Annotated in this window: 16 protein-coding genes and 1 tRNA gene; 12 read left to right on the top strand and 5 right to left on the bottom strand. The window is 65.7% G+C overall.

Going from position 1 to position 15,191, the window contains the following annotated elements:
* The first annotated feature begins 5 nt into the window (after nt 1-5).
* The 3 genes from serS to ACN6PJ_RS06000 all read left to right on the top strand — a co-directional run bounded on the left by serS (nt 6) and on the right by ACN6PJ_RS06000 (nt 1,982).
* Nucleotides 6-1,352: a serine--tRNA ligase gene (serS, locus tag ACN6PJ_RS06010; RefSeq protein WP_427994980.1), complete on the top strand. Its 1,347-nt coding sequence runs from the start codon at nt 6-8 to the stop codon at nt 1,350-1,352.
* Nucleotides 1,353-1,585: 233 nt separating this feature from the next.
* On the top strand, nt 1,586-1,834 hold the full coding sequence (locus ACN6PJ_RS06005) for a hypothetical protein (protein ID WP_427994979.1): 249 nt from the start codon (nt 1,586-1,588) through the stop codon (nt 1,832-1,834).
* Entirely contained in the window at nt 1,821-1,982 is a 162-nt protein-coding gene (locus tag ACN6PJ_RS06000; protein WP_427994978.1) for a hypothetical protein, read from the top strand. The genes ACN6PJ_RS06005 and ACN6PJ_RS06000 overlap by 14 nt, the downstream gene beginning before the upstream one ends.
* 93 nt (nt 1,983-2,075) lie before the next feature.
* On the opposite strand, the gene ACN6PJ_RS05995 is transcribed toward ACN6PJ_RS06000, so the two are convergent.
* Nucleotides 2,076-2,393 (bottom strand): virulence factor, encoded by a 318-nt coding sequence (locus tag ACN6PJ_RS05995; RefSeq protein ID WP_427994977.1) that lies wholly within the window; start codon nt 2,391-2,393, stop codon nt 2,076-2,078.
* A gap of 305 nt (nt 2,394-2,698) precedes the next feature.
* Entirely contained in the window at nt 2,699-3,202 is a 504-nt protein-coding gene (locus tag ACN6PJ_RS05990; RefSeq protein WP_427994976.1) for a hypothetical protein, read from the bottom strand.
* A gap of 190 nt (nt 3,203-3,392) precedes the next feature.
* On the opposite strand from ACN6PJ_RS05990, the gene ACN6PJ_RS05985 reads away from it, so the two are divergent.
* On the top strand, nt 3,393-3,590 hold the full coding sequence (locus tag ACN6PJ_RS05985; RefSeq protein WP_043543675.1) for a hypothetical protein: 198 nt from the start codon (nt 3,393-3,395) through the stop codon (nt 3,588-3,590).
* Nucleotides 3,591-3,658: 68 nt separating this feature from the next.
* Nucleotides 3,659-4,852, top strand: coding sequence for an amidohydrolase family protein (locus ACN6PJ_RS05980; protein WP_427994975.1), 1,194 nt, complete (start codon nt 3,659-3,661; stop codon nt 4,850-4,852).
* Between the two features lie 12 nt (nt 4,853-4,864).
* Here the strand turns inward: ACN6PJ_RS05980 and ACN6PJ_RS05975 are convergent, their stop codons facing one another.
* Nucleotides 4,865-5,743, bottom strand: coding sequence for a LysR family transcriptional regulator (locus ACN6PJ_RS05975; RefSeq protein ID WP_427994974.1), 879 nt, complete (start codon nt 5,741-5,743; stop codon nt 4,865-4,867).
* Between the two features lie 163 nt (nt 5,744-5,906).
* Here ACN6PJ_RS05975 and ACN6PJ_RS05970 point away from each other — a divergent pair, with 163 nt between their 5' ends.
* The 3 genes from ACN6PJ_RS05970 to ACN6PJ_RS05960 are packed head-to-tail and all read left to right on the top strand — an operon-like array spanning nt 5,907 to nt 8,971.
* Entirely contained in the window at nt 5,907-7,034 is a 1,128-nt protein-coding gene (locus ACN6PJ_RS05970) for a mandelate racemase/muconate lactonizing enzyme family protein (RefSeq protein ID WP_427994973.1), read from the top strand.
* Between the two features lie 16 nt (nt 7,035-7,050).
* The gene (locus ACN6PJ_RS05965; protein ID WP_427994972.1) at nt 7,051-7,956 is read left to right on the top strand and encodes a dihydrodipicolinate synthase family protein; all 906 of its coding nucleotides are present in this window, start codon (nt 7,051-7,053) and stop codon (nt 7,954-7,956) included.
* Between the two features lie 37 nt (nt 7,957-7,993).
* Complete coding sequence (locus ACN6PJ_RS05960; RefSeq protein WP_427994971.1) at nt 7,994-8,971, top strand: Bug family tripartite tricarboxylate transporter substrate binding protein; 978 nt, start codon at nt 7,994-7,996, stop codon at nt 8,969-8,971.
* Nucleotides 8,972-9,053: 82 nt separating this feature from the next.
* On the opposite strand, the gene ACN6PJ_RS05955 is transcribed toward ACN6PJ_RS05960, so the two are convergent.
* Nucleotides 9,054-9,902, bottom strand: coding sequence for an IclR family transcriptional regulator (locus ACN6PJ_RS05955; protein ID WP_427994970.1), 849 nt, complete (start codon nt 9,900-9,902; stop codon nt 9,054-9,056).
* Nucleotides 9,903-10,073: 171 nt separating this feature from the next.
* Between ACN6PJ_RS05955 and ACN6PJ_RS05950 the strand changes: the two genes are divergently transcribed.
* Genes ACN6PJ_RS05950 through ACN6PJ_RS05940 form a run of 3 tightly spaced genes read left to right on the top strand, consistent with a single transcriptional unit; the run spans nt 10,074 to nt 13,321 of the window.
* Nucleotides 10,074-11,726: an MFS transporter gene (locus ACN6PJ_RS05950; RefSeq protein ID WP_427994969.1), complete on the top strand. Its 1,653-nt coding sequence runs from the start codon at nt 10,074-10,076 to the stop codon at nt 11,724-11,726.
* A 14-nt stretch (nt 11,727-11,740) separates the two neighbouring features.
* A complete protein-coding gene (locus ACN6PJ_RS05945; protein WP_427994968.1) occupies nt 11,741-12,700 on the top strand; it encodes a carbon-nitrogen hydrolase family protein in 960 nt (319 codons plus the stop codon).
* A gap of 3 nt (nt 12,701-12,703) precedes the next feature.
* Nucleotides 12,704-13,321 (top strand): flavin reductase family protein, encoded by a 618-nt coding sequence (locus ACN6PJ_RS05940; RefSeq protein ID WP_427994967.1) that lies wholly within the window; start codon nt 12,704-12,706, stop codon nt 13,319-13,321.
* A 281-nt stretch (nt 13,322-13,602) separates the two neighbouring features.
* On the opposite strand, the gene ACN6PJ_RS05935 is transcribed toward ACN6PJ_RS05940, so the two are convergent.
* Nucleotides 13,603-13,693: transfer RNA gene (locus ACN6PJ_RS05935), tRNA-Ser, on the bottom strand.
* A 252-nt stretch (nt 13,694-13,945) separates the two neighbouring features.
* On the opposite strand from ACN6PJ_RS05935, the gene ACN6PJ_RS05930 reads away from it, so the two are divergent.
* Nucleotides 13,946-15,160: a cation:proton antiporter gene (locus ACN6PJ_RS05930; protein WP_427994966.1), complete on the top strand. Its 1,215-nt coding sequence runs from the start codon at nt 13,946-13,948 to the stop codon at nt 15,158-15,160.
* The last annotated feature ends 31 nt before the right edge of the window (nt 15,161-15,191 follow it).

Genomic DNA, 15,191 nt, shown 5'->3' with positions numbered 1-15,191 from the left:
ACACCATGCTAGACCCGATACTGCTGCGCAAAGACCTGCAAACCGTCGTAGACCGCCTCAAGACCCGCGGCGTGTCCTTCGACACGGAACGGTTCAACGACCTGGAATCCCGGCGCAAGGCCGTCCAGACCGAAACCGAGTCCCTGCAAGCCCGCCGCAACGCGTTGGCCAAGCAGATCGGTCAGCTCAAGGCCAAGGGCGAAGACGCCAGCGCCGTCATGGCGGAATCGCAGGCCGTGCCTGTGCGCCTGAAGCAGCTGGAGGAAGAACTGGCCGCGCTGCAGCAGCCGCTCAACGATCTGCTGATGTCGGTGCCCAACCTGCCGCATGCCAGCGTGCCCCAGGGCGGGTCCGCCGACGACAACGTCGAAGTGCGCCGCTGGCTGCCGGGCCCCGCGGGAGCCGACGGCAACCCGCCGGCCCTGCCGTTCGAGGCCCGCGACCACGTCGCCGTGGGCGAGCCGCTGGGGCTGGATTTCGATATGGCCGCCAAGCTGTCGGGCGCGCGCTTCTCGTTCATGCGCGGCCCCATCGCCCGCCTGCACCGCGCGCTGTCGCAGTTCATGCTGGACCTGCAGACCGGCACGCACGGCTACACGGAGTGCTATACGCCGTATATCGTCAACGCCTCGACGCTTTATGGCACGGGCCAGCTGCCGAAGTTCAAGGACGACATGTTCGCTGTCTCCAAGGGGGGCGGCGACGACGATCCCAAGCAGGACGATCAGGGCAAGCCCTACGTCCGTGAAGACCAATACCTGATCTCCACGTCCGAAATCACCCTGACCAGTGTCGCCAGGGATACCATCCAGGCCGCCGCGGACCTGCCGATCAAGCTTACGGCGCACACGCCCTGCTTCCGTTCCGAGGCTGGCAGCGGCGGCCGCGACACGCGCGGCATGATACGCCAGCACCAGTTCGACAAGGTTGAAATGGTGCAGATCACGCATCCGGACCAGTCGTACGAGGCGCTGGAAGACATGGTGGGCCACGCCGAGCGCGTGCTGCAGCTGCTGGGCCTGCCGTACCGCGTCGTGCTGCTGTGCACGGGCGACATGGGTTTCGGCTCCGCCAAGACCTACGACCTTGAAGTCTGGCTGCCGGCCCAGAATACCTGGCGCGAGATTTCGTCGGTTTCCAACTGCGAAACCTTCCAGGCCCGCCGCATGCAGGCGCGTTTCCGCAATGCCCAGGGCAAGCCGGAATTCGTGCATACGCTCAATGGTTCCGGCCTGGCGGTCGGGCGCGCGCTGGTGGCCGTCCTGGAAAACCACCAGCAGGCCGACGGCAGCGTGCTGATTCCCGAGGCGTTGCAGCCTTATATGGGCGGCCAGACGGTATTGAAACCCTGACGCGGAATAATGCGTCCATCCTCCATCAGATGGATAAAAAGGCGGAGCCCGAGGGCTCCGTTTTTTTTTATTATGTGGACATATTCCTGTCGTTTTGGCTTATTAACCTGACGGCATGAGTGTCTGATTTTGATGTGAGCAATTGTGTATTCCATAAAAAGGGCCGGATAGTTGCGGCACAATACACTTTGTGTTCTACACGCTTCATTCACTTATATAACAAGGAGTTGTCCATGACTTCAAGAATGATTGGAGATTTTCGTGTGAGATGCTCCGTAGCTCGCGAGGAAGATCAGGGCTATCGCGTGCAAATATGGACCCGCCGGGTCGGTGGCACCGCGCCGGAAAAATGCTGGACCGTTCCCGGGCAGGCGCCGTTCACCACGCTGCACGAAGCAGAGCAGGAGAGCCAGCAATTGTTCCAGGGTATCAATGGCGTGCGCTTCAACGGCGAACCGGAGTTTGCTCATGCGTCCGCATAATGGCTGGTGGCGCGGGTCGAGCACGCCGCGCCGATGGATCGATCTCGTCCAGGAATCGCCGCGCTGGCCCGATGGCAAGGCCCGGCAGGCGGCGCAGCAGCCGGCCGCCCTGGTCGCCGCAAAACCCGTCCAGGCTCGCCCGGCCTGAACAAACCCCATCAGGCGCCGGCACGTCGCCGATAGGGGAATGCAAAAAAAGGCCGCTCCCTGGAGCGGCCTTTGTCATTCAAGGAGCAGCGGATCAGTCGCGGTCGTGGCCTCGGCCGCGATGATGGTGTCCGTGCCCGCGGCCATGGTAATAGCCGCGATCGTAGTAACGGCCCCCGCGGTAATAGACCGGCGCCGGATAGACCACCGGCGGCGCGACGTACACCGGGGCGGGGCGGTAATAGACCGGGGGCGGCGGCGGTGCGTAGACGGGCGCGGGCGCCACGTACACCGGGGCCGGGTACACGATGCCGGGGACGCCGATGGAAATGCCGACGTCCACGCGTGCCAAGGCGGCGCTGGAAATCAGCAGACCCGCGGCACCAACACCAGCGATAAGCCATTTTTTCATATTGCACCTGCCTACTGCATGACGCAGCAAAGTTGAGTATTCGTTGATGCCATTTTCGGACTTTTTCGCCAGCCATTGGTAAGCGCCCCGCCTTCAATCGCGACAATCCGCAACCGTCCCCAAAGAAATCGGCCGCCCCTTGCTGCCTTGCAACAGCGGGCGCCCGCTATGGGGAAACCGGGGTTGAAATGGATTGAAATCGGCTGGAATGCCCTGAAGCCGGGCTTGAGCGTTACAGGTGGTCACTATCGGCGCGGCCGTCGGGGTAACGGTGTTGCGCGGGCGCCCCATTCAAACGGCGGGGGTCAGGCTTCCAGGGCTTGCTGGCGGCGGAATTCGACGACCCAGACCCAGGGATTGGCGGCCCAGGCATGTGCGCCGTAGCGTTCGCACCACGTCAGCGCGAACGCGGTCTGTAGCGGCACGCCCGGCAGCAGGGACGATGCCTGATAAAGCGCGAGTATGCCTTCGGCCCGGGCATCGGCCTCGGTCAGGTTCTGCAGCCGTTGGATGCGCACGCCCACGATGACGGCCGTGGTGAACGGATTGCCGGCTTCGTCCGTCAATACGATGCTTTCGCCGGATTTTCCATAGGGGCACCGCACCCAGCTGGATGTCCTGCGCAATTCGGAAGGATTGTCCAGGGAAGGCCCCATGGCTACCCATCTTCCGGAATCCGAGGCATCGGCATACCAGACCGTGGTCGGCTTGCTCGGCTGCGGCTTCAGGATGCGCCGGCTCTGTACCTTTCCACCGCTCAAGACTGCCTGTTTAAGCGGCTCGCTGAACTGAAGTGATTGCCTTTTCATACGCTCGCGGTTCCTCTCACGATCAAGGCATATGCGCCATTGCGGCAATTGCCCAGCCGACGCATGCCGACAGCGCGCGGTTTGGGCTTGGCATCAAACAGTATGCCGTGTCGCGCGCGTCATGTCAGGCACCCGGCCGGATTAATGTGTCTTTTTGAATACGGCGCGGGGAAGTTTGTATACTCGAAGCATGAACACAGACCTGCATGATCTCAAGCCGGGGTACTACTGGTACACCATGGCAAACGACCCGCTGGCCATCATTCATATTCATGAAGACGGCGGCGCTACGCTGATGGGTACGGATTACCGCATCGGCGCCGAAGGCGTGGCCGACATGGTCCGCCAGGGCGAGCGTTTTTTCTGGATCGAACCGCCCCAAGTCTGAGCCCAGGCGGCGCCATCGCCCGGCTACGCGCCCGGCAGGCCGCCGCGCGCGTAGCGTAGGAATCCACCATGACCGACCTGTTGTTGAAGAATGTCCGCGTCCAGGGCCAGGCCGCGGACGTGCTGGTGCGCGATGGGCGCATCCAGCAAATCGGCCAGGTGCTCGGCGCGGATCCCGGCATTGCCACGGAAGACGGCGAGGGCGCCCTGCTGCTGCCCGGCCTGATCGAGGGCCATGCCCACCTGGACAAGACCACCTGGGGATCGTCCTGGTACGTGAACGAAGTGGGATCGGCATTGACCGATCGCATCCACAACGAACGGCAATGGCGCGCCAGCACCGGCCATGATGCCGCCAGCCATGCGCGCGCGCTCGCGCTTGCCTTCCTGCGCGAGGGCACGACCCGCATCCGCACCCACGTCGACGTCGACACCGATGCCGGGCTGCGCCACCTGGAAGGCGTGCACGCCACGCGCCAGGAGCTGGCGGGGCTGGTCGAGATCCAGACGGTGGCCTTTCCCCAGTCCGGCCTGCTGGTCCGGCCGGGCACCGCCGAATTGCTGGATCAGGCGCTGGCGAGCGGCGCCGACGTGCTGGGCGGGCTGGATCCCTCTGCCATCGACCGCGACCCCGCCCGGTCGCTGGACGTGCTGTTCGGCATCGCCGACAAGCACGGCAAGCCGGTCGACATCCATCTGCACGAACCCGGCGAGCTGGGCGCGTTCACGCTGGAGCTGATTTTGGACCGCACCCGGGCGCTGGGCATGAACGGCAAGGTCGTCATCAGCCACGCCTTCTGTCTGGGAGGGGTGGACGCAAAGCGGCTGGACGGGCTGCTGACGCGGCTTGCGGAGCTCGACGTGGCGTTGCTGACCACGGCGCCGCCGTCGCGGCCGGTGCCGGCCGTGCGCGCCTGCCGCGAGGCGGGCGTGACCCTGTTCGGCGGCAATGACGGCATCCGCGACACCTGGACTCCCTACGGTAGCCCCGACATGCTGGCGCGCGCCACGCTGATCGGGCTGCGCAACGACCTGCGCCGCGACGACGAGGTCGAGTGGGCGTTCGATTGCGTGACCAGCGCCGCGGCCCGCGCCTGCGGTTTCGCCGACTACGGCCTGGCGCCCGGCGCGCGCGCGGACCTGGTGCTCGTGGACGCCAGCTGCGTGGCGGAAGCCGTCGTGAAGCGGGCGCCCCGCCGCCTGGTGGTGTCCCGCGGCGCGATCGTGGCCCGCAACGGCCAGGACGCGCCCCTCGGTGCCTGACTGGCCCGCAATTCAACCCAGGCCGAGCTGCGACTCGGTCAATTCCACGAACGCCTGCATTAGCGCCGAGCGCACCCCCGAGCGCGGCCAGATCGCGCCGACGGTGCGCGCGGGGCGCGGCGCAGGCAGCGGCCAGCGCCTGACGCTGGCGGACGGGGCGCCGGTGGTGGCCCAGTCAGGCAGCAGCGCGACGCCCAATCCTTCCGAAACCAGGCGGGCGATCGAATCGATTCCGTCGAGCTCGAAGCGCACGTGCGGCCGCAGATTGCGTGCCCTGAGATAGTCCTCCGCCATCTTGCCGCCGACCACGCTGCGGTCATAACGGATGTAGGGTTCCCGGGCGAGAACGGCCAGCGGGTCGCCCACCTGCATGCCGGCGGGTGTCACCAGCACCAGGGGTTCCTGCCGCAGGTCGCGCCAGACACAGGTCTTGGGGATGGAGAACAAGGGGTGCACCAGCAGCGCGCCGTCCAGTTCGCCGGCCAGCACCTTGCTGTAGAGCAGGGTCGTGGGAGCGGGTTCTATGTAGATCTCGATGTGAGGATGGCGCGCCACCCAGGTGCGCAGCACGGGCGGCATGATGCCGGTCAGGGCGGTGGGCGTGGCGCCCAGCCGGAGAGGGCCCGCCGGCAATTCGGTGTCCGAGGCGGCCGAGCGCAGGTCGCGCACGTCGCGCAGGATCGCGCGGGCGCGTTCCAGGATCCGGGTGCCGGCCGGCGTCGGCTTCACCGTGCGGCCGGAGCGCGCGATCAGCGCGCTGCCCATATCCGCCTCCAGCGCGCGCAGCCGCTGTTGCACCGTGGCGGGCGTCAGCCCCTGGTGCCGCGCCGCCTGCGCGATGGAACCGAGCTCCACCACGTGCACGTAGGTCTGCAGGAATCGGGAGTCCATGGCGCCTTGTTTCTCCAGAAGACGTTTTTTCCATATTCTAAATATGGGTGAAGATAATTGTTGTTTTCTTTGGCCGGGACAAGAATACGTCCAGGGCGTCGAGACTGCGTAAAACAGCGTTGGCGCCGCCCATCGGAACATTCCAGCCACCAAGGAGCCTGTTGTGCCCATCATCGAATCCATAGACGTCTGCGCCGCCGCGGTGCCCCTGGACAAAGTCACCTCGTTTTCGAACCGTAGCGTATCGACGCGGCACTATGGGCTGGTCAAGGTCCGCTCCGCCGAGGGCGTGGAAGGCATCGGCTTTTGCTATGTCGGCAGCGCCGGCGGCGCCATCTTCGAGGCGGCGGTGGAGAGCCTGCTGGCCCCGGTGCTGCTGGGCAAGGATTCGCACGCCGTCGAAGGGCTGTGGCAGGCCATGTACCAGGAAGCCCTGCTGCAGGGCCGCCAGGGCACCGTGATGCGGGCGCTGAGCGCGCTGGACATCGCGCTGTGGGACCTGAACGCGAAGACGGCGGGCCTGCCGCTGCACCGCTACCTGGGAGCGGTCGAGCTCGAGTCCGTGCCCGCCTACGCCAGCGGCGGCTACTACCTCGACGGCAAGACGCCGCAGCATCTGGGCGAGGAAATGGCCAGCTACGTGGAGAAAGGTTTCCGCGCGGTGAAGATGAAGACCGGGCGCCTGTCCCCGCGCGAAGAAGAAGCGCGCCTGAAGGCGGCGCGCGAGGCGGTGGGGCCAGATGTCGAACTGATGATGGACTGCAATAACGCATGGCAGGACGTGACCCAGGCCATGCACTATGTCCGCCGCTTCGAGCAGTACGACCCCTACTTCATCGAAGAGCCCTTCAGCCCGGACGATCTCGACAGCCACGCCAAGCTTGCGCGGTTGACGCGCCTGCCCATCGCGACCGCCGAGATCGGTTACGGCCGTTGGTATCACAAAGAGCTGCTGGACAAGGGCGCGGCAGGCATTCTCCAGACCGACGCCGCCGTTTGCGGCGGCATCACCGAATGGAAGCGCATCGCCGCCACCGCGGCCAGCTATGGCGTCGTGGTCTGCCCCCACTGGTTCCACGATGTGCATGCGCCGCTGGTGGCGGCGACGCCGAATGCGCGCTATGTTGAATTCTTCTGGGACGACCAGGTCCTGAACTTCCGCAAGCTCGTCGACCGCCAACTGACCCACAAGCAGGGGCGCGTGATCCTGCATCAGGAGCCCGGCCTGGGATTCGGCTTCGACGAACGCATGGTCGAGCGGTTCGGCAAGTGGACCCGCGTCGGCCGCTGATCACAGGAGAGATCGCATGAGCATCGTTGCCCCCGAGCGCCCGCAGGGCGTCTATTCCCCCGTGCTGACGCCGTTCAACGAGGATCTGTCGCCCAGCGCACCGCGCTTCGTCGAGCATTGCCGAGCCTTGCTGGAACAGGGCGCGGGCCTGGCGATCTTCGGCACCAACTCCGAGGCCAATTCGCTTACCGTTGCGGAAAAGCGCGGGCTGCTGGACGCATTGCTGGCGGCGGGCCTGCCAGCCGGGCGCATGATGCCGGGCACAGGCGCCTGCGCCTTGCCCGATGCGGTAGAGCTGACGAAGCATGCCGTCAGGGCGGGTTGCGGCGGCGTGCTCATGCTGCCGCCGTTCTACTACAAGGGCGTCAGCGACGAGGGCCTGTTCCGCGCTTTCGCGCGCGTCATCGAGCAGGTGGCGGACGATCGCCTGCGCATCTACCTGTATCACATCCCGCCCGTGTCCGGCGTGCCGATCAGTTTGCCGCTGATCGAGCGCCTGCTGGGCGAGTTCCCCGGCATCGTCGCGGGCATCAAGGACAGTTCAGGCGATTGGGCCAACACGGCAGCGATGCTGCGCGATTTCCAGCCACGCGGCTTCGACGTGTTCGCCGGCACGGAGACGGTGCTGCTGGACACGCTGCGCGCCGGCGGCGCCGGCTGCATTACCGCCACCGGCAACGTCAACGCCGGCCCCATCGTCGAACTCTACCGACGTTGGCAGGAAGATGGGGCCGACGACAGGCAGCGCGCCCTGAACGAGACCCGCGCCATCTTCCAGTCCTATCCCATGATCCCCGCCATGAAGGCCGCCATTGCGCGGCGTCGCGGCGATCCGGCCTGGGCCACCGTGAGGCCGCCGTTGGTGGAACTGAGCGAGGCCGATGCTGCGCAGTTGGCGCAGCGGCTTGCCGTTCTTTCATAACCAGTCGCCGGCGACAGACCGGCGCGAGGAGACAAGCATGCAACGTAGGCAATTCATGACCGGCGCCGCGGCGCTGGGGGCGGCGCTCGTGCTGCCGGCGGCACGGGCGCAGGACATGCCGCCAGGGCCGGTGAAGATCGTGGTGGGATTCCCCGCGGGCGGCGGCACCGACGTGCTGGCGCGCTTGCTGGGCCAGAAGCTGGGCGTGCTGTGGAATATCCCCGTCATCGTTGAAAACCGCGCGGGCGCGGCGGGCCTCATCGCTGCGGAGCAGGTGGCGCGCCAGCCCGGAGACGGCAATACGCTGCTGATGGCGCATGTGAACAGCCATGGCATCGCGCCCGGCCTGCAGCCCAAGCTGGCCTATTCGGTGGAACGCGATTTTTCGCCCATCGCCCTGGTGGGCAAGACGCCCACGATCCTGATCGGCGGCGCGGCGCAGCCGGCCAAGACCCTGTCCGAGCTGGTCCAGCAGTGCAAGGCCCAGCCCGGGAAGATCGTTTTCGGCTCGGCCGGCACCGGCTCCGCGCAGCACCTGGCGCTGGAAATCTTCAAGGCCCGCGCCGGCATCGATGTGCTGCACGTGCCCTACAAGGGATCCGCTCCCTTGATGAACGACCTGATGGGCGGCCACGTCCAGTACTGCTTCGAAGGCATGACCACCGCGACGCCGCTGTTGCAGTCGGGCAAAGTGATCGCGTTGGCGCAGACCCTGCAGCAGCGCTCCAAGAGCCAGCCGGACGTGCCCACGGTGGCCGAGCAGGGCTATCCGGGCTTCGAGGCCAGCATCTGGTTCGGCATGGTGGGGCCGGGCAGCATGCCCAGGGCGATGGTTCAGCGCATGAACCAGGACATAGACAACGTCCTGGCGATGGCCGACGTGCAGGAAAAACTGGCGCAGGTCGGCGCGGAGGACGGCGGCGGCAGCGTGCAGCGCTTCGCCGACTTCATGAAACAGGAACAGCAGAAATACGCCAAAACCATCAAGGACGCGAAGATCGTCGCGGAAGGGTGAACGTTCGTCGGAAGGGCTCGGCCGGCGCATTGCCGCAGCGGTTGTCTGGCAAACGAGGACTCGCGTGCGGCGCGCGCGGCGTTCAGCGCGCCTGCGGATCCACCCAGCCGGCCATCGCGGAAATCGAGCAGGCTTTTTCGCTGAGCAGCCGGGCGGTTTCGGATTGCAGGTCGTCGTCGATGGCGCCGACGGGGCCCATCAGCGTGATCGCGGCCTTCATTTCGCCCAGCATGTCGAAGATGGGCGCCGACAGCGACGTGAAATGGGGCAGCAGCGCGTCGCGGCAGCGGCTGAGGTGGTGCTTGCGCACTTCGTCGCGGATGGCCTGCACGTCCTGCGGCGTGTAGGAGTTTCCCGCCGCGCCGCCATATCCCTCGGACTGGGGCGTGGCCATTTCCCGCTCCAGCAATTCGCGGGTGCTGGCCTCCGGGAGGTGGGCCAGGAAGTTCCGGCCGAGCGCGGACGACAGCAGGGGAAGCACGCTGCCCACGCGCAACTCCAGTAAGGGCCGGCTGCGGGCGCCCTCCACGCGGTAGACGATGGTCGGCCCCTTGTTTCCCCATACGCCCAGGAACACCGTGTGGCCGGTGACCGCGGCGACCTCGGCCATGATGGGCCGGGCTGTGGTGAAGACGTCGAACTGTTCGAGGGCCGCCAGGCCCAGCCGCAAGGCGTAAGGCCCCAGGCCATAGTGGCCGGTGTCCGTATGCTGCTGCACCACGCCCACCTTCTGGAAACTCACCAGGTAGTAATGGACATTGGGCACCGTCAGTTCACAGGCGTCCGCGATTTCCTTCAAGGGCAGCGGCCGGCCGGCCCGGCGGATCACGTCCAGGATCCGGAACCCCACCTCGATCGATTGGATGCCCCTGCGCGCAGCGGTTGGCGTTTGTTCTGCGTTCTTTTCGACCTTGCCGGCGGGCCTTGCCATTACTGCCTCCACAGTGTTTCTGGCGGGAGTGTAGCAGCGGCGCCAGGCCGTTCCGGCAGAGGGGAAAGCGCGCGCGCCGGGTTTTCCCTAGCTTTTTCCTGCCCAGGCTTAAGTTTGATAATAGTTAATGACTACAGCAATATCAATCTAAAGCGATTGGGGAAAGCAAGCATGGAAGCGAATGTTGCAATGCAGGGCGTCGGCGCAGGCCAGACGCTCAGCCGGAAAGAGGAGCGCCAGGTGGTGGTGGCCTCGACCCTGGGCACCTTGTTCGAGTGGTACGACTTTTTCATCTACGGGACCCTGGCCGTCTTCATGAGCCAGGTCCTGTTCCCGCAGGACAACCCCACCGTCGCCCTGCTGGCGGCGTTGGGCGCGCTGGCGGTGGGCTTCATCATCCGGCCGCTGGGCGCGGTGATGTTCGGCTACCTGGGCGACAAGCTGGGCCGCAAGTACACCTTCCTGATCACCGTGGTGATGATGGGCGGCGCAACCGTGCTGATCGGTTGCCTGCCCACGTACGAGTCCGCCGGCCACCTGTCGTGGATCCTGCTGCTTACCCTGCGCGTCATCCAGGGATTGGCCGTGGGCGGCGAATATGGCGGCGCGGTGATCTACGTCGCCGAGCACTGCGAGCCCAAGCGCCGCGGGCTGCTGACGGGCTGGATCCAGATCACGTCGTCGGCGGGCCTCATCCTGTCGCTGATCGTGATCCTGTGCACGCAGGCCTCGATGAGCGCGGAGGACTTCCGGCAATGGGGCTGGCGCCTGCCGTTCATCCTGTCCATCGTGATGCTGGCGATTTCGATCTACGTGCGCGCCAAGCTGCACGAGTCGCCCGTGTTCACGCGGATGAAGCAGCAGAACCGCCTGTCGAAGAACCCGGTCAAGGAAACCTTCGGCCAGTGGTCGAGCCTGCGGCTGGTGGTGCTGGCGCTGATCGGCGTCACGGCGGGCCAGGGCGCAACCTACTTTACCGGCCAGTTCTACGTCATGATCTTCATGCAGCAGGCGGTGCAGTTGGACCAGACCAGCGTCTATATGCTGATCCTGATCGGGTTCATCATCGGCGCGCCCACCTTCGTGCTGTTCGGCTGGCTGTCGGACCGCATCGGCCGCAAGTGGATCATGATGGCGGGCCTGTTCGTGGCGGCACTCGGCTACCATTCCATGTTCGATGCGCTGCTCAAGGCGGGCAACCCCGCCCTGGCGCAAGCCATGCAAAGCACGCCGGTGCGCGTGCATGCCGACGTGAGCGGCGGCGCCTGCGATTTCGGGCTGCAGGCCGCGATGATCGGCAGCCATGCGGACCACAAGAAGGTGTGCGTGCAGGCCAAGAAATTCCTGGTGGGCAAGGGCATCAATTTCGAGTACGCCGCGCCGCTGCCCGGACAGGAAATCGCGATGAGCGTGGGCGGCAGGACCGTCAACGGCTTCGACCGCGCCGGCTATGCGGCCGCCCTGGCCGCCGCCGGCTATCCCGAGCGCGCGGATCCCGCTCGCGTCGACAATACGACCATCGTGCTGATTCTGGTATTGATGACGGCCGTCGTGGCCATGGTCTACGGTCCGGTCGCGTCCTATCTGGTCGAGTTGTTTCCTGCCCGCATCCGCTACACGGCGCTATCCTTCCCGTACCACATCGGCGCCGGCATCTTCGGCGGTATCGTGCCGTTCACCGCGACCTACCTGGCCCAGGCCAGCGGCAATATTTTCGGCGGCCTGATGTATCCGGTCGCCGTGACAGCGATAGTCGGCGTCATCGGCAGCCTGTTCCTGCCGAACACCCGTGCCCGGGCCATAGACGAAGACGCCGCACACTGAGAGAAAGGAGAGACATGTCCGCGCAACAGAGCTTCAAGGCCGCCGTCATCCAGGCGGCATCCATCCCCACCGACAGCGTCGCCTGCGCCCAGAAGGCGGCGTCCCTGATCCGCCAGGCGGCGGAGCAGGGCGCCCGCGTGCAGGTGTTTCCGGAGGCCTTCCTTGGCGGCTACCCCAAGGGCAATTCATTCGGCGCGCCGATAGGCATGCGCAAGCCTGAAGGCCGCGACGCCTTCGCCCGCTATCACAGCCAGGCCGTCCGCCTGGATGGCGAGGAAGTGGCGGTGATCGCCGAGGCCGCGGCGGAGACCGACAGCTTCGTGGTGATGGGCTGCATCGAGGCCGATGGCGGCACGCTGTACTGCACCGTGCTCTATTTCAATGGCCGCAAGGGGCTGGCGGGCAAGCACCGCAAACTGATGCCCACCGCCGGCGAGCGCCTCGTCTGGGGCTTCGGCGACGGCTCGACCCTGCCGGTCTTCGACACGCCCTACGGCAAGATCGGCGCGGTCATCTGCTGGGAAAACTACATGCCGATGCTGCGCATGTACATGTACAGCCAGGGCGTGGCGCTGTATTGCGCGCCCACCGCGGACGACCGCGATTCGTGGATCCCCAGCATGCGGCACATCGCGCTGGAAGGGCGCTGCTACGTCTTGACTTCCTGCCAGCACCTGCGCCGCGACGCCTACCCCGACGATTTCGAATGCGCGCTGGGCGACAAGCCGGACACGGTGCTGATGCGCGGCGGCAGCGCCATCATCGACCCGCTGGGAGAAGTGCTGGCCGGCCCGGACTTCTCGGGCGAGACCATACTCTACGCGGACATCAATCCCAACCAGATCCTGCGCGGCAAGTACGATTTCGACGTCTCCGGCCACTATGCGCGGCCCGATGTATTCCAGTTGCACGTGGACACCCGCGCCAAGCGCGCCGTTGCCGCCATCGACGACGGCCAGCAGCAGGAGGCTTGATCCATGCATTTCGATTTCAGCGCCTTGCCAGCGCAGACGGTCTACAACGTGCTGACGTCGACCGTCACCCCGCGCCCGATCGCGTGGGTCACCACGGTGTCCGGCAAAGGCGTCGTCAATGCGGCGCCGTTCAGCTTTTTCAACGTCATGGGTCATCAGCCGCCCACGGTCGCCATCGGGCTGATGCGCCATGCCAATGGCGAACTTAAGGATTCGGGCGCCAACATCATCGAGAACGGCGAATTCGTCGTGAACCTGGTGCCGGAATCCCTCGTCCAGCAGATGAACCAGACCTGCGCGGACTATCCGCCGGAGGTGGACGAGCTGGCGGCGGCCGGCCTGACCGCGAAGCCCGCCATCCACGTGCGTCCGCCGCTGATCGAAGGCAGCCCGGTATCGCTGGAATGCGTCAGCCAGGCCACCATCGTGACCGGACCCCGCCAGATCGTGGTCATCGGCCGCGTGCTGGGCGCGCACGTCGACGACGCTTATGTGCAGGACGCGGCGCGCGGCTACATGGATACGCCCGCCATGGCGCTGATTGCGCGCATGCACGGGGGCGGCTGGTATGCCCGCAGTTCGGACCTGTTCCAGCTGGCCCGGCCGACGGCGCCAGTCTGACAAAAAGGCCAATCCTTCGGGATTGGCCTTTTTGCGTTGTTGAATAGAGATCTTGCTGGCAGGGGGGGGGGCAGGCGGGTTGCCCATGTGGAATCGTTGCTCCCGCGCGATCGAGCGCCCGCTCGGCTGCCCGGCGCTGCGATGCTTCGTGGTGTGCCTGTGTTCCGTGTCCGAGTGGCGGCGCGATGGGGGGTAAGCCCGTGGCGGAAATCCGTGGCGTAAATCCGCGGCTGCAAAGCAAAAAGCCTTGCAAGTCGGCGACTTGCAAGGCTTTTTTAAATTGGCGGAGAGGGTGGGATTCGAACCCACGGTACGGGGATACCGTACGCCTGATTTCGAGTCAGGTACATTCGACCACTCTGCCACCTCTCCTTTCCACTACTGGGTGTCGAAAACGGCGGAAAATCAATTCCACAAAAGAATCCCTGGTCGGAAGGATCTTCGTCGTCGAAGTAGCGAAGCCCGCAATTCTACAGGATTTTTTTCGTTTGTGTAAAGCGGTGTCTGAAAGACGCTCATAGCGGGTTTCAACTGACTTCCGGCGGCGGCATTCTTTGCCCAGAATCTCGACAGCGCCAGCATTGCGCGCCGCCCCTCCGGCGTCCACCCGTAGCCCATCGCCCCATGGATCTGATCCTCATCCTTCTGCTAGCGGCCGTGATTTGCGTACCCGTTACCCAGCAGCTGGGCCTGGGCGCCATCCCGGGCTACCTGATCGCGGGGGTGCTGGTGGGGCCGTCCTGCCTGAAGCTGGTCACGAATGTCGACACCATGATCGGGGTGTCCCAATGGGGTGTGGTGATGATGCTGTTCATCATCGGGCTGGAGCTTTCGCCCAAGCGCCTGTGGGCCATGCGCAACGAGGTGTTCGTATTGGGATCCCTGCAGATGCTGGTCTGCGGCCTGCTGCTGGGGGTGGTGTTCGGCGCGGCGCTGCGGCATCTGGCCGGGATGGGATGGCAGGCGGCGGTGCTTTGCGGCCTGTCGCTGGCCTTGTCGTCCACGGCGGTGGCCTTGCGTCTGCTCGAGGAGCGCGGGCTGATGCGCATGCCGCTGGGGCGTTCGGCGCTGGGGCTGCTGCTGTTCCAGGACATGGCGGCGATCCCGATGCTGGTGGCGGCCGGGCTTCTGGGCTCGGACGGCACGTCGGCGCCATCCTTCAAGGAGGCGCTGATCGCGGTGGTCGTGGTTGCCGTGGCCTATCGCCTGCGGCTGCTGGGCTGGGCGGCGAAGGCGCAGCTGAACGAACTGTTCACCGCCGCGGCGCTGCTGATGGTGGTGGGCGCCGCCCAGCTGTTCGACTACGCGGGCCTGTCGGCGGGCCTGGGCGGATTCCTGGTCGGGGTGCTGATGGCCGAGTCGCGCTATCGGGACGAGCTGGAAAAATCCATCGATCCTTTCAAGGGCTTGCTGCTGGGGCTGTTCTTCGTGGCCATCGGCATGTCCGTGAACCTGAAGGTGGTGGAGCACCACTGGATCTTCATCATCGTCGGCGTGACCGCGCTGCTGCTGGTCAAGGGCCTGGTGCTGTACGGATTCGCCCGCTTCCTGGGCCTGCCCCGGTATCACCGCCTGTTGTTCGCGGTCGCGCTGGCGCAGGGGGGCGAGTTCAGTTTCGCCATTTTCAATGAAGCCTGGGACAACCATCTGGTGGATCTGGAGCAGCGTGACGTGCTGTCCGTGGTGGTGGCGATCTCGATGGGCGTCGTGCCGGTGCTCATCAAGTTGCTGGAACGCATCCCCGAGAACCGGGGCGGCATGGCGGATCTCCCGGCCGCGGGCCCGCCCGGCCCCGAAACGCCGTCTCCCGGCCCCCAGGACAAGCCGCCCGCCGCCTGACGCGGCCGGCGGTGGCGGCATGGCATGATTG

Source organism: Achromobacter sp. (assembly GCF_050285585.1).
Taxonomy (GTDB): Bacteria; Pseudomonadota; Gammaproteobacteria; order Burkholderiales; family Burkholderiaceae_B; genus Achromobacter.
The sequence above is the reverse complement of the archived record's forward strand: the minus strand, read 5'-3'. Positions and strand labels throughout refer to the sequence as shown.